Annotated in this window: 12 protein-coding genes; 7 read left to right on the top strand and 5 right to left on the bottom strand. The window is 73.1% G+C overall.

Annotated features, from left to right (window positions below; genetic code table 11):
* Window positions 1-13 precede the first annotated feature (13 nt).
* Entirely contained in the window at window positions 14-1,459 is a 1,446-nt protein-coding gene (locus AB0D44_RS15055; RefSeq protein WP_362589888.1) for a hypothetical protein, read from the bottom strand.
* 10 nt (window positions 1,460-1,469) lie between these two features.
* The gene (locus AB0D44_RS15050) at window positions 1,470-1,724 is read right to left on the bottom strand and encodes a MoaD/ThiS family protein (protein WP_361753177.1); all 255 of its coding nucleotides are present in this window, start codon (window positions 1,722-1,724) and stop codon (window positions 1,470-1,472) included.
* A 472-nt stretch (window positions 1,725-2,196) separates the two neighbouring features.
* On the opposite strand from AB0D44_RS15050, the gene AB0D44_RS15045 reads away from it, so the two are divergent.
* The 5 genes from AB0D44_RS15045 (at window position 2,197) to AB0D44_RS15025 (ending at window position 7,686) form a co-directional block, all read left to right on the top strand.
* On the top strand, window positions 2,197-2,970 hold the full coding sequence (locus tag AB0D44_RS15045) for a response regulator transcription factor (RefSeq protein WP_362589885.1): 774 nt from the start codon (window positions 2,197-2,199) through the stop codon (window positions 2,968-2,970).
* Between the two features lie 169 nt (window positions 2,971-3,139).
* Complete coding sequence (locus AB0D44_RS15040) at window positions 3,140-4,162, top strand: LacI family DNA-binding transcriptional regulator (protein ID WP_362589882.1); 1,023 nt, start codon at window positions 3,140-3,142, stop codon at window positions 4,160-4,162.
* Window positions 4,163-4,324: 162 nt separating this feature from the next.
* Window positions 4,325-5,455: a trypsin-like peptidase domain-containing protein gene (locus tag AB0D44_RS15035; RefSeq protein WP_362589879.1), complete on the top strand. Its 1,131-nt coding sequence runs from the start codon at window positions 4,325-4,327 to the stop codon at window positions 5,453-5,455.
* Window positions 5,456-5,515: 60 nt separating this feature from the next.
* Window positions 5,516-6,250 (top strand): response regulator transcription factor, encoded by a 735-nt coding sequence (locus AB0D44_RS15030; protein ID WP_362589876.1) that lies wholly within the window; start codon window positions 5,516-5,518, stop codon window positions 6,248-6,250.
* On the top strand, window positions 6,247-7,686 hold the full coding sequence (locus AB0D44_RS15025) for a HAMP domain-containing sensor histidine kinase (protein WP_362589873.1): 1,440 nt from the start codon (window positions 6,247-6,249) through the stop codon (window positions 7,684-7,686). Before AB0D44_RS15030 ends, AB0D44_RS15025 begins: the two co-directional genes overlap by 4 nt.
* On the opposite strand, the gene AB0D44_RS15020 is transcribed toward AB0D44_RS15025, so the two are convergent.
* Window positions 7,666-8,541, bottom strand: coding sequence for a phosphatidylinositol-specific phospholipase C (locus AB0D44_RS15020; protein WP_362589870.1), 876 nt, complete (start codon window positions 8,539-8,541; stop codon window positions 7,666-7,668). The two genes, AB0D44_RS15025 and AB0D44_RS15020, sit on opposite strands and share 21 nt — an antisense overlap.
* A 78-nt stretch (window positions 8,542-8,619) precedes the next feature.
* Window positions 8,620-9,189, bottom strand: coding sequence for a helix-turn-helix domain-containing protein (locus AB0D44_RS15015; protein WP_362589867.1), 570 nt, complete (start codon window positions 9,187-9,189; stop codon window positions 8,620-8,622).
* A 131-nt stretch (window positions 9,190-9,320) separates the two neighbouring features.
* Between AB0D44_RS15015 and AB0D44_RS15010 the strand changes: the two genes are divergently transcribed.
* The gene (locus tag AB0D44_RS15010) at window positions 9,321-10,106 is read left to right on the top strand and encodes an alpha/beta hydrolase (protein WP_362589864.1); all 786 of its coding nucleotides are present in this window, start codon (window positions 9,321-9,323) and stop codon (window positions 10,104-10,106) included.
* Window positions 10,107-10,235: 129 nt separating this feature from the next.
* On the opposite strand, the gene AB0D44_RS15005 is transcribed toward AB0D44_RS15010, so the two are convergent.
* Window positions 10,236-12,050 (bottom strand): bifunctional metallophosphatase/5'-nucleotidase, encoded by a 1,815-nt coding sequence (locus AB0D44_RS15005; RefSeq protein ID WP_362589861.1) that lies wholly within the window; start codon window positions 12,048-12,050, stop codon window positions 10,236-10,238.
* 182 nt (window positions 12,051-12,232) lie between these two features.
* Here AB0D44_RS15005 and mshD point away from each other — a divergent pair, with 182 nt between their 5' ends.
* Window positions 12,233-13,162 carry a mycothiol synthase gene (mshD, locus tag AB0D44_RS15000; RefSeq protein ID WP_362589858.1) on the top strand — a complete coding sequence of 310 codons (930 nt, stop codon included), beginning with the start codon at window positions 12,233-12,235 and terminating at the stop codon, window positions 13,160-13,162.
* Window positions 13,163-13,259: the final 97 nt, after the last annotated feature.

Here is a 13,259-nt window from a genome sequence, read left to right as displayed (position 1 = left end):
TGTCGGGGAGAGATCAGCTCACCACCCGGCCGATCAGGTACACCGCGGGTGCGGCGACCGCCAGCGGCAGCGCGACACCGGCCGTCATGTGGACGAACTTCGACGGGTAGTCGTACGCCGCCACCCGCAGCCCGATCAGCGCGCAGGCCCCGGCGACGAGGCCGAGCAGCGCCCCGCCGCCGACCCCGGCTCCGGCCAGCGGGCCGACGGCGATGCCCGCCCCGGCGGCCGCGGCCAGCGAGACGCCGAGGGAGGGCGCGGGCGGCAGCGGCAGGGCGCGGGTGAACACGGCGACCGCGACGGCGGCGGCGCCGACGGTGACGGCGGCGGTGTCCGCGGCCAGGTAGCCGGCGCAGACGATGGCGAGCGCGGCGGAGGCCACCGAGGCCATCAGGCCGTACATCCGCTCGTCGGGATCGGCGTGGCTGCGCAGCTGGAGGACGAGCGTGAGCAGGACCCAGGCGCCGAGGGTGCCGATGATCGCGCCGGGGCCGTGGGCCGCGTCCACCGCGAGCACTGCCACGTCGGCGGCGAGGGCTCCGGCGAAGGCCACGGCGATGCCCTGCCGGGCGGGCCACATGCCGTTGAGGCGGAACCAGCCGGCCGCGGTGAGCCCCTGGAGGGCGATCAGCGGCAGGAGCAGGGCGTACTGGCCGACGGCGGCGGCCACGGCCAGCAGCACCCCGAGGACGGCGGTCAGTATGGCCGACTGCGGACCGGGGTCGATGATCGGCGACAGGCCCTCGGCGCGGGCCTTCGCGGGGTCGACGGCGCGCAGCGTGTTGCCGCCGAGGGTGGGCGGGGAGTACTCCGGCTCCTCGCCGGCCGACGGCTCCGGCGGCGCGGGCGGCCCGGCAGGTGCGGGCGCCTCGGCGGCCTCGGCCGCCACGGGCGGCAGGTACGCGGTCTGCTCGGCCGGAGGCTCCGCCGCCTGGGGCGGCAGGTACGCGGTCGTCTCGGCCCAGTCCGGGGCGGGCGCGGGTGCGGGGACGGCGGCGACCTCGTCGCGGAACCAGCCCTCGGGCACGGCCGGCTGCTGCGCGGGGCCCGTCCCGGCTTCGGCGACGGGGCCTGGGTACGGCGGCAGGTAGGCGGTCTGCTCGGCGGCGGCCGGGGCCGGCCGGGCCCAGTCCTGGGCCGGAGCCTGCGCCTGTGCCGGGGCCTCGTCGCGGAACCAGCCGTCGGGGGCGGCCGGCTCGGGATAGGGGGACTGCCCGGCGGCGGCCGGGGCCTCGTCGCGGAACCAGCCCTCGGGCGCGACCGGCTGCCCCGGCACTCCGCCCAGCGGCGGCTGCACCGGCTGGTACCCGGTGTCCCAGGTGTCGGACTGCCAGGTCTGCGTCCCGTACGGGTCCTGGTACTGCTGCTGTTGCTGTTGCAGCTCGTACTGCTGCTGCTCGTACTGCTGCTGCTCGTAGCGCTGCTGCTCGTAGCGCTGCTGTTCCTCAGGCGTGCTCATCGGCTCCCGCTCACCCGCCCGCGAACGGCGGGAGCACCTCGACGGTGCCCCCCTCGGTCAGCAGGACGGAATCGTGCGGGCGCTTGCCCACGGGCTCGTCGTTCACCAGGAAGGAGCAGCGCAGGAGGACCCGGGTCAGTTCCCCGGGGTGGCGTTCCCGCACGGCGTCGAGCGCCTCGGCCAGGGTGCCCGCCGAGTACGGCTCCTCCGCCGTCTTGGCCGCGGCCTTGGCCGCCGCCCAGTAGCGGATGGTTCCGGTTGCCACTGCAGCTCCTATCGTCGGCTCTCTACCGTCGGCCTCCATGATGACCCCTCCGCGCCCCCGCACCGGCGTGCATCCGCGCGCCCCCGGGTGCGCCCGGCGGCACCGGAAGCCCCCTGCGGGGGGCCGCCGATCCGGTGAAACCAGGGCATACGCTGGTCAGGGGCGTGGCGGGAACCACAGAAGAGGACCCGGCGAGACCTCGGCCCGGAAAGGGCCGGTGGGCTATTCTGCTGGCGAGAGGATCCGGGCAACGTTGCCCCCGGGTCCTTTTGTGCTTTCAGCACGTTGAACGAACCGAGAACAGTGGTATCCATCCGGGCCTCAGGGCGCGGGGCCCGCATGGCTACCGGCAGAGTCACCCGACTCACCGTACGAAGCAGTACCGCGCACGTCCTCGACGGGACCGAGGAGGAACCGACGTGATGGACCAGCGATCCGTGCAGAACCGCCCCACCCGGGCAGGTGGTCCGGCATGAGCTCTCTCCTGCTGCTGACCAACGCCCTGCAGCCGTCCACCGAGGTGCTGCCCGCCCTCGGCCTGCTGCTGCACAACGTCCGCGTGGCCCCCGCCGAGGGCCCGGCCCTCGTGGACACCCCGGGCGCCGACGTCATCCTCGTGGACGGCCGCCGCGACCTGCCGCAGGTGCGGTCACTGTGCCAGCTGCTCCGCTCCACGGGCCCGGGCTGCCCGCTGATCCTGGTCGTGACCGAGGGCGGCCTCGCGGCCGTGACCGCCGACTGGGGCATCGACGACGTGCTCCTGGACACCGCCGGCCCCGCCGAGGTCGAGGCGCGGCTGCGGCTGGCCACCGGCCGCCAGCAGCTGGGCTCGGACGACTCCCCCATGGAGATCCGCAACGGCGACCTGTCGGTGGACGAGGCGACGTACTCGGCGAAGCTGAAGGGCCGGGTCCTGGACCTCACCTTCAAGGAGTTCGAGCTGCTCAAGTACCTGGCGCAGCACCCGGGGCGGGTCTTCACGCGGGCGCAGCTGCTGCAGGAGGTCTGGGGTTACGACTACTTCGGAGGCACCCGGACGGTCGACGTCCACGTACGGCGGCTGCGCGCGAAGCTCGGTCCCGAGCACGAGTCGCTGATCGGCACCGTCCGCAACGTCGGCTACCGCTTCGTCACCCCGGAGAAGGTGGAGCGGGCGGCGGCCGAGGCCGCGGCCCAGGCGGCGGAGAAGGTGGCAGCCCGGGCGGCACAGGCCGGAGCACGGGCCTCCTCGCAAGCGCCCTCGTAAGCTCTTCCGAGGCCGCTTCCACGCCCCTCGGCGAGCCTGCGCGCGGGCCTGCGCCCGAGCCCGCGCACGGGCCCGCCCCGCCGTCACCCGGTCGGCCGAAGGGCCCGCGGGCATCCACTCCGCAGGACGCCCTGCCGAGATGCAGGTCACCCCGCGTAGACTGCCGCGCGTGGCCAAGGTGACGCGGGATGACGTGGCGCGACTTGCGGGTACCTCTACCGCCGTCGTGAGCTACGTCATCAACAACGGACCCCGGCCGGTTGCCCCGGCCACGCGCGAGCGTGTACTCGCCGCGATCAAGGAGCTGGGCTACCGCCCGGACCGGGTCGCCCAGGCGATGGCCTCGCGGCGCACCGACCTCATAGGCATGATCGTCCCGGATGCCCGGCAGCCGTTCTTCGCCGAGATGGCGCACGCGGTCGAGCAGGCCGCCGCCGAGCGCGGGAAGATGGTGCTCGTCGGGAACTCCGACTACCGCGACGAGCGCGAGGTGCACTACCTGAGGGCCTTCCTCGGGATGCGGGTCTCGGGTCTGATCCTCGTCAGCCAGGGCATGAGCGAGCGCGCGGCGACCGAGATCGAGGCCTGGGACGCGCGGGTCGTGCTGCTGCACGAGCGTCCGGAGGCGATCGACGACGTCGCCGTCATCACGGACGACATCGGCGGCGCCCAGATGGCGACCCGGCACCTCCTGGAACACGGCCACGAGTACGTCGCCTGCATCGGCGGGGTCGAGAACACCCCGTCCGTCGGCGACCCGGTGGCCGACCACGTCGAGGGCTGGCGCCGGGCCATGCTGGAGTCGGGCCGTTCGGTGGAGGGCCGGCTCTTCGAGGCCCCGTACAACCGGTACGACGCCTACCGGGTGGCCCTCGAGGTCCTGTCCGGCCCGAACCGCCCGCCGGCGATCTTCTGCGCCACGGACGACCAGGCCATCGGTGTGCTCCGGGCCGCGCGCGAACTGCGGATCGACGTGCCCGGGGAACTGGCCGTCGCGGGCTTCGACGACGTGAAGGAGGCGGCCCTCACGGACCCGCCGCTGACCACGATCGCCTCGGACCGCCCGGCGATGGCCCGCGCCGCGGTGGACCTCGTCCTGGACGACGCCCTGCGGGTGGCCGGCTCGCGCCGCGAACGCCTCAAGCAGTTCCCGTCGGCCCTGGTGATCCGCCGGTCCTGCGGCTGCCGCTAGGCCGACCGGGGCCGACCCGGCCCCTCCCGTCCGGAACCCGCCTCCGGCGGTCGCCCGGCAGCGCCGAGCCCCGCCGGGCCTTATACCGGGCATACACGGTTCTGTCGGGCTTCTCAGGCCGGGCTCAGGAAGCTCTCATGATCCGCGCTCAGAGTCGTAGCCATGACCGAGAGCTTCCGCCGCGAAGGCGAGTACCCGCAAGAGCACCGCCCGACCCGGGCCGGGGCGGCCTACCCGCCGCCGCCCTCGTACCCGCCCGCCGCGCCCGGCTGGCACGAGGCGCACCGGCCCCCGGTCATCCGCGGCGAGACCGTCCCGCCGGCCCCGGCCACGCCGGCGGAGCACGCGGCCGAGCAGGCGGCTCCGGCCCGTCACCGTGCCAAGAAGCCCGTCGCGCTGATCGCCGCCGTCGCCCTCGCGGCAGCGGTGGTCGGCGGCGGCACCGCGGCCGCCGTCCAGCAGCTGATGGGCACCCCCGGCGCCACCGGCACCGGCGGAGTCAGCGGCACCAACGTCTCCCAGTCCAGCATCGGCACGGTCTCCGGCGTCGCCGAGCAGAACAGCCCCTCCGTGGTCCGCATCGACACCCGCACGGGCTCCGGCCAGGGCACCGGCTCCGGGATCGTCCTCACCGCCGACGGCGAGGTCGTCACCAACAACCACGTCATCAGCGGCGCCTCCGAGATCCAGGTGACGATGAGCGACGGCAAGAAGTACACCGCCGAGATCGTCGGCACCGACCCCGACAAGGACCTGGCCCTGATCAAGCTCCGGGGCGCGAGCGGCCTGAGGCCCGCCAAGCTCGGCGACTCCGGGAACCTGAAGGTCGGTGACCAGGTCGTCGCCATCGGCTCCCCCGACCGCCTGACCGGCACGGTCACCAGCGGTATCGTCTCGGCCCTCGAGCGCGAGGTGAACGTCGCGAAGCCCGAGCAGCAGTCGCCCGGGCAGCAGGGGGACGGCGGCTGGCCGTTCTCGTACGGCGGTCGGCAGTTCAACGGCACCACCGGCTCGGACTCGGCCTCGTACAAGGCCATCCAGACGGACGCCTCCCTCAACCCCGGCAACTCGGGCGGCGCCCTGTTCACCATGAACGGCGAGGTCGTGGGCATGCCCTCGGCGATCTACTCCCCCAACAGCGGCGGCGCCGCCGGCAGCGTCGGCCTCGGCTTCGCCATCCCGGTCAACACCATCAAGGCCGACCTGGACTCCCTGCGCAAGGGCGGCCCCGGCGGCGCGGGCTCCGCCCACGGCAGCAACAGCTCCGCCCTCGGCTTCGGCACCTCCGCCTAGCCCGCCGTGCGAGGCTGGGAGACGCCCGCCCGCACCGAACACCACCCTGGGGGACCACCCGTGCATCCCACCGAAGGCGACCAGCACCGCATCCTCGTCGTCGACGACGAGCCGGCCGTCCGCGAGGCGCTGCGCCGCAGCCTCGCCTTCGAGGGGTACGCCGTCCAGACCGCGGTCGACGGGATCGACGCCCTCGACAAGGCGGCCTCGTACGCCCCCGACCTGATCGTCCTCGACATCCAGATGCCCCGGATGGACGGCCTGACGGCTGCCCGCCGGCTGCGCGCCGCGGGCAGCGTGACCCCGGTCCTGATGCTCACCGCCCGCGACACCGTCGGCGACCGCGTCACCGGCCTCGACGCGGGCGCCGACGACTACCTCGTCAAACCGTTCGAGCTCGACGAGCTGTTCGCCCGTGTCCGCGCCCTGCTGCGCCGCAGCTCCTACGCCGCCCCGCGGGTGGGTGAACAGGGCGCCGAGGACGCGCTGACCTTCGGCGACCTGCGCATGGACCTGGCCACCCGCGAGGTCACGCGGGCCGGGCGCCCGGTGGAGCTGACCCGTACCGAGTTCACCCTGCTGGAGATGTTCCTCGCCCACCCGCGCCAGGTCCTGACCCGCGAGCAGATCCTCAAGACCGTGTGGGGCTTCGACTTCGAGCCCAGCTCCAACTCCCTGGACGTGTACGTGATGTACCTGCGCCGCAAGACCGAGGCGGGGGGCGAGCCCCGCCTGGTCCACACCGTGCGCGGGGTGGGCTACGTCCTGCGCGCCGGCGAGAGCGGTCCCGAGTGAGCCCCACCGCCAGATTCCGCGCCCTCCCGCTGCGCTCGCGCCTGGCGCTGCTGGTCACGGTGGCGGTGGCCCTGGCCGTGGCGGCCGTCGCCGCGGTGTCGTGGGTGATGGTGCGCACCCAGCTGCGCGACCAGCTGGACCGCTCGCTGCTGGCGACCAACCCGAACGCCCAGGTCTCGCGCGCCCTGCTGGACGGACGCTGCACCCGCCCCGCCGACACGCCGCAGGACATCGCCGGGAACCTCAACGCGACGGTGCAGATCGTCACCTCCGACGGGGCGCACTGCTGGGTGAGCGGACCGGCGACGCTGCCCGTCACCGCCGTCGACAAGGAGGTCGCGGCCGGCCGGCGCCGGGCCGCCCTGCAGGACGTGACGACCGCCGACGGCACGGACATGCGCGTCTACACCTTCCCCGCGCAGACCCAGCCCGGCGCCCCGGTGTTCGCGGTCTCGGTGGCCAAGCCGCTCGCCGACATCGACAAGCCCCTGTCCACCCTGGCCTGGGTGCTGCTGCTGGTCTGCGGCATCGGCGTCGTCGGGGCCGGGGCGGCGGGCCTGTGGGTGGCCCGTACGGGACTGCAGCCCGTCGACGAACTCACGGACGCCGTCGAGCACATCGCCCGGACCGAGGACCTCACCGTCCGCATCCCCGACGAGGGCGACGACGAGATCGCCCGCCTGTCGCGGTCCTTCAACTCCATGACGGCCGCCCTCGCCTCGTCCCAGGAGCGCCAGGCCCAACTGATCGCCGACGCCGGGCACGAGCTGCGCACCCCGCTGACCTCGCTGCGGACCAACATCGAGCTGCTGGCCCGCAGCGAGGACACCGGGCGGGCCATCCCGCCCGAGGACCGCAAGGAGCTGCTGGCCTCGGTCAAGGCGCAGATGACGGAGCTCGCCGCGCTGATCGGCGACCTCCAGGAGCTGTCGCGTCCCGACGCCGTCTCCCCCGGCCCGCTCCAGGTGGTGGCCCTGCACGAGATCGCCGGGGCCGCGCTGTCCCGGGCCCGGCTGCGCGGTCCGGAGCTGGAGTTCGGTTCCGTCCTGGAGCCCTGGTACGTACGGGGCGAGGCGGCCGCGCTGGAGCGTGCGGTGGTCAACGTCCTGGACAACGCGGTGAAGTTCAGCCCGCCGGGCGGCGCGGTGGAGGTGACGCTGCGGGCGGGCGAGCTGCGCGTGCGGGACCACGGTCCCGGCATCCCGGACGAGGACCTCCCGCACGTCTTCGATCGGTTCTGGCGCTCCCCTTCGGCCCGCGCCCTGCCCGGCAGCGGCCTGGGCCTGTCGATCGTGGCCCGTACGGTGGCCCGCGCGGGCGGGAGCGCCGAGCTGCGGGCGGCGGCCGACGGCGGCCCGGGCACGGAGGCGGTGCTCCGCATTCCGGGAGCGCCCTCCCCTCCGCCGCCGGGGACCTCAGTTGTGCCGGATCAGTGAGGCGACCAGGCCGGAGCGGGTGTGGGGGAAGTCCATCGGGACGATGCCCAGCCCGGTCCGGCCGGCCATTTCCCCGCCGTCGACGAAGGCGTGCACCTGCGGGTTGAGGCGGTCGGAGTTCCAGCGCGGCGGCATGTACGCCGAGGTGCTGGTGTAGTTCACGAAGAGCTTGCCGGGCTGCTGGACGGCCTTGCGGAAGTGGTTCTCGATCTTGCCGCGCTTGGCGAAGGGCTCGGCGTTCCAGTCGTCCTGGATGTCGAAGACGTTGCCGTCGCCGTAGCGCAGGCCGGGCAGTCCGCCGTTGTCGGCGAGCAGGACCACCTTGCCGCGGGCCTGGCCGAGCGTGGGCAGGGTGTCGGCGATCCGGAACAGCGGGCGCCAGCCGCGGTGGTCGAGGTAGTCGTCGAAGACGGCGCGGAAGGTGGCGTCGCTGTCGGTGGAGTACTCCTGCTTGAGCCGCATCAGGACGGTCTCGGAGGGGCGCGCGGCGAGGAAGTTCCAGCAGGCGCCGAGCACGTCGCCGAACATGAGGTTCTGGTAGAAGGACCCGTGGTGGATGGCGAACGAGCCGCCCGTGACCCGGCAGCGGACGTCGAGGAAGCGGATGCCGGAGTCGAGCTGTTCGGCGATGGAGGTGTTCTGGCAGGCGACGTAGAGGCCGCCCTGGCGGGCTCCGGAGTCGTGCGTGCCGGGGATGGTCATCCGCTGCAGGGGCGTCGAGTCGCCGAGGCCCGCCATCCAGTCCTGGGTGCCGAGCACGCCCGCGGCGGCGGGTGCGGCCCCTGCCGTCCCCATCACCGCGCCGGCGCCCGCGGCAGCCGCTCCGATCAGAAATGCCCGACGATCCAGTGCCATGCCCGCCCCTTTGCCGACCCGGTTGGTGGCACCGGATTATGGCGTGGGGCACCGGGCTTTACTACCCGTCGGTAGAGGTCAGCTTTCGAGCAACTCGGCCATTCTGCGCAGCCCTTGGGCGAGCTCGCGGCCGTTCGGGGCCTGCTCCGGGTCGGTCAGGCACTGCACCATCACCCCGGTCAGCAGGGCGATGTGCAGCGAACCGAGGGACCGTACCTCCTCCTCGGCCACCTCCCCCTCGGGCACCCCGGCCAGCACGGCGGCCACCATGCGCCGGTTGCGCCGCTGCCCCTCGGCCAGGACGGCGAGCAGCTCCGGCTGGGACTGCGCGTGCACGAAGGCCTCGACGGAGGCGGTCCACAGCCAGCGCATCTCGCCGAAGTCCCGGATCTTGCGGTCCCAGGTGTCGGCGTAGCGCTCCAGGGCGCTCTCGCCCTGCCCGGCGAGCCGGCCCGACCCGGCGGCCCACTCCTCCATCGCGTCGAACAGCGCCTGGTTGAGCAGGGCGTCGCGCGATCCGAAGTGGTAGCCGATCGCGGCCATGCTCACGCCCGAGGCCGTGGCGATGTCGCGCACGGTCGTGCGCAGATAGCCCTTCTCCTCCAGGCAGCGCCGGGCTCCGGCCAGCAGGTCCTCGCGATTTCCCATGCGGCGATCGTATCGGCGCCCCCACTTGGGCAAGTGCGCTAAACATGCGTATTGCGCACTTGCCCAAACACTGGCAGGCTTCGGTCATCGGAAAGATCCACGGATCCACGGTCCTACGGGAGGCAAGAGCCATGCGCCACGAGCTGAAGATCGACGACCGCACGCTGTCCTACCTGGACTTCGGCGGCGCCGGCCGCCCGCTGCTCGCCCTGCACGGCGGACTGTCCGAGGGCCTCGCCTTCGCCGCCCTGGCCGAACACCTCGGCGACACCTGGCGGGTCATCGCCCCCGACCAGCGCGGCCACGGCGACTCCGGCCGGGCCCCGGACTACCACCGCGCGGGCTACGTCTCCGACGCCGTCGCCCTCCTCGACCACCTGGGCCTCGACGCGCCCGTGGCCCTCCTCGGCTACTCCCTGGGCGGCCTCAACGCCTACCACCTCGCCGCCGCCCACCCCGACCGGATCTCGGCCCTCATCGGCATCGACGCGGCCGTCGAGGTCCACCCCACCGCGGAGGGGGCCCTCTTCGACTTCCTCCGCGGCATGCGGTACTCCGCACCGACCCGCGAGGAACTCCTCGAGGCGGCCGGGCCCGTGGGCGCCCAGTTCGTCGCGCAGGCACTGCGCCCGCTCCCCTCCGGCGAGGGCTGGCGGCTGCCGTTCCACCCGCAGGACATGCTCGACTCCATCGAGTCCTGCCGTGGCGACCACTGGGACGCCTGGCTCGCGAGCACCTGCCCGGCCGTACTGGTCCACGGCACCCGCAGCCAGGCGCTCCCGCAGGGCACGGCCGACGCGATGGTCACGCGCCGCCCGAAGACCTCGTACGCCCCGCTGGACGGGGACCACTTCGTGCCCTTCACCGACCCGCAGGGCGTCCACGAGGCCGTCGCGCAGTTCCTGTCGGCCCTCTGACCGCCCGTCCGACCGCTCCGGCACGGGGGTACGGAGCGCACGCGCCGGAGGGGCGGCGGGCCGACGGCCCACCGCCCCTCCGGGCGCGCTGTACGCGGGTGATGCTCGATGACGCGCTGACCGCAGGTCCTACTTGATGACCGTGATCCGGTCCGCCGCCGGCGGGGCGATCGGGGCCGCCGCCGTGGACTTGCCCAGGTAGGCGTTGAAGCAGTCCAGGTCGGGAGCGCCGACCAGCTTGTTCTTGTGCTCCTTCAGGACGGTGAACCCGTCACCGCCGCCCGCGAGGAACTCGTTCATCGCGACCCGGTAGGTCTTCGCGGGGTCGATCGCCGCGCCGTTCAGCTTCACCGAGTCCACGACGATGCGGTCCGCACCGGCCTTGGTCATGTCGAGGGTGTACGTGAAGCCCTTCGACACCTGGAGGATCTTCGGGTTCGCACCGTTGACCGGGCCGCTGACCTGCTGCTGGAGCGCGGTGATCAGCTGCGCGCCGGTCAGGTCCACGACGTTCATCATGTTGTTGAACGGCTGGACCGTGTAGGACTCGCCGTACGTCACGACACCGTCGCCCTCGGCCCCGGAGGCCTTGTAGGCGAGGTCGGCACGGATGCCGCCCGGGTTCATCAGGGCCAGCTGCGCGCCGCCCTTGTCGGCCGGGGCGAGCGCCTCGAGCTGCGCGTCGGCGATCAGGTCGCCGAGCGGCTTCTCCGGCGAGTCCGAGCCGCGGCCCGGGATGTCGGCCGAGATGAAGCCCTGCGGGCGGTTCGCGATCGGGGCCGCCAGTGCGTTCCAGCGCTGGAGCAGCTCGCTCATGTCCGCGGCCTTGGGCTGGTCGCGGGTGACGACCTTGTTGACCGGCTTGGGCGAGCTGGCCGGCGTACGGACGATGTCCTTGGTCTGCCGGTCGTAGGTCAGCGTGGTGTCCGTGAACAGCCGGCCGTAGGAGGCGGCCGAGGTCACCATGCGCGGGTTGCCCGCCGGGTCCGGGATGGTGCAGGCGTACGCCTGGTGCGTGTGGCCGGTGACCAGCGCGTCGACCTTCGGGTCCAGGTTCTTGGCGATGTCCACGATCGGACCGGAGATGCCGGCGCCGGCCCCCGGGACGTCGCAGTCGTAGTTGTACGCGCCGCTCGCGGGCAGGCCGCCCTCGTGGATCAGCGCGACGATCGACTTCACGCCCTGCTTGTTCAGCTCGGCGGCGTACTTGTTGATCGTCTCGATCTCGTCGTTGAACTTCAGGCCCTTGACGCCCTCGGCGGTGACGACGTCCGGAGTGCCCTCCAGGGTGACGCCGATGAAACCGATCTTCACGTCCCCCTTCTTCCAGATGAAGGTGGGGTTCATCATCGGACGCTTGGTCTTCTCGTCCGTGACGTTGGCGGCGAGGAAGGGGAACTCGGAGCCCGTGAACTCCTTGCCCTCCTCGAAGCAGCCCTCGACCGGGTGGCAGCCGCCGTACGCCATGCGGCGCAGCTCGGCCCTGCCCTCGTCGAACTCGTGGTTGCCGACGCTGGTGACGTCGAGGTCGAGCTTGTTCAGCGCCTCGATGCTCGGCTCGTCGTGGAAGAGCCCGGACAGCATCGGGCTGCCGCCGATCATGTCACCGGCTGCGGCGGTGACGGAGTACTCGTGGCCCTTGCGGGCTTCGCGCAGGGCGGTCGCGAGGTACTCGACCCCGCCCGCGGGTATGGCTTTGGTGGTGCCGTCGGCCTGACGTTCGGTCACATTGCCGGAGGAGCCCTGCGGGGGCTCCAGCGTGCCGTGGAAGTCGTTGAACGACAGCATCTGCACGTCGACGGTCCGGCTCTTGGCGGCACCGCCACCACTCGCGGCCCCGGCCGGCAGAGCGGCGGCGACCATCGCCCCGGCCCCGGCCGTGACGGCGAGAGCGGTGAAGGTCAACCGGCGGTTGCGGCGGTGCCGTTGTGGCGTCGCTGACATTTAGTCCCCTTTGTGGACAGCGAGACAAACATGGGAGGTCCGCCGCAGCCTATGGTCAACGCGCGTAGCACGACAGGGGTACCGGGTATCGAGGTGGTTACGGGCAGAAGACGGACCCATGCCCGGGGCCGCACCCGCCCCGGCGCCCGCCCCGGCGCCCGCCGCGGTCGTAGGCTCAAGGCATGACTGACGCAGCAGCGGCCCTGGAGCCGGGACGGCAGATTGAGACCCTCGACGAGCTGACGGAGGAGCAGGCCCAGGCCGTGCTCGCCCTCATCGCCGACGCCGCACGCACCGACGGCACCACCTCCGTGTCCGAGCAGGGCCGCCTCCAGCTGCGCGGCGGGCCGCGCGAGGGCATCCGGCACTTCCTGCTCACCGAGGGCGGCCGGCTCGCCGGATACGGGCAACTGGAGGACACCGACCCGGTGGAGGCCCCGGCCGCCGAACTCGTCGTCCACCCCGCGCTGCGCGGCCGCGGCCACGGGCGGGCCCTGGGCACGGCCCTGTTGGCCGCCTCCGGCAAGCGGATCCGGGTGTGGGCCCACGGCGGCAAGTCGGCGGCCCGGCACCTCGCCCAGGTGCTCGGCCTGACCCTCTTCCGCGAGCTGCGCCAGCTGCGCCGGCCGCTCGGCCCTGACGCGGACCCGCTGCCGGAGCCGGTGCTGCCGGAGGGTGTGACCGTACGGACCTTCGTGCCCGGCACCGACGACGCGGCCTGGCTCGCGGCGAACGCGGCCGCCTTCGCCCACCACCCCGAACAGGGCTCGCTGACCCAGCGGGACCTGAACGACCGCATCGCGCAGCCCTGGTTCGACCCGAAGGGCTTCTTCCTGGCCGAGCGCGCCGGAGAACTGGTCGGCTTCCACTGGACGAAGATCCACCGGGCCGAGGAGCTGGGCGAGGTCTACGTGGTCGGCGTCCGCCCGGGCGCCCAGGGCGGCGGCCTCGGCAAGGCCCTCACGACGATCGGCCTGCGCCACCTTGCCGCGGCGGGCCTGCCGACGGCGATGCTGTACGTCGACGCCGACAACCCGGCGGCCCTGGCCGTCTACGAGGGCATGGGCTTCACCACCCACGAGGTCGACCTGATGTACCGCACGGAAAGCTAGGAGGTGTCTGACGGAGGTCCGCGGCGTCGCGGTGCCCGGCACGCACTCTCGCCGCACCGGCCGAAAGCCCAAGTACGTCCAGTACGGGGGCATCCGG

The organism is Streptomyces sp. NPDC048349 (assembly GCF_040651925.1).
Classification (GTDB): domain Bacteria; phylum Actinomycetota; class Actinomycetes; order Streptomycetales; family Streptomycetaceae; genus Streptomyces.
Note: the sequence above shows the minus strand (reverse complement) of the source record. Positions and strands in the feature narration are given on the sequence as shown.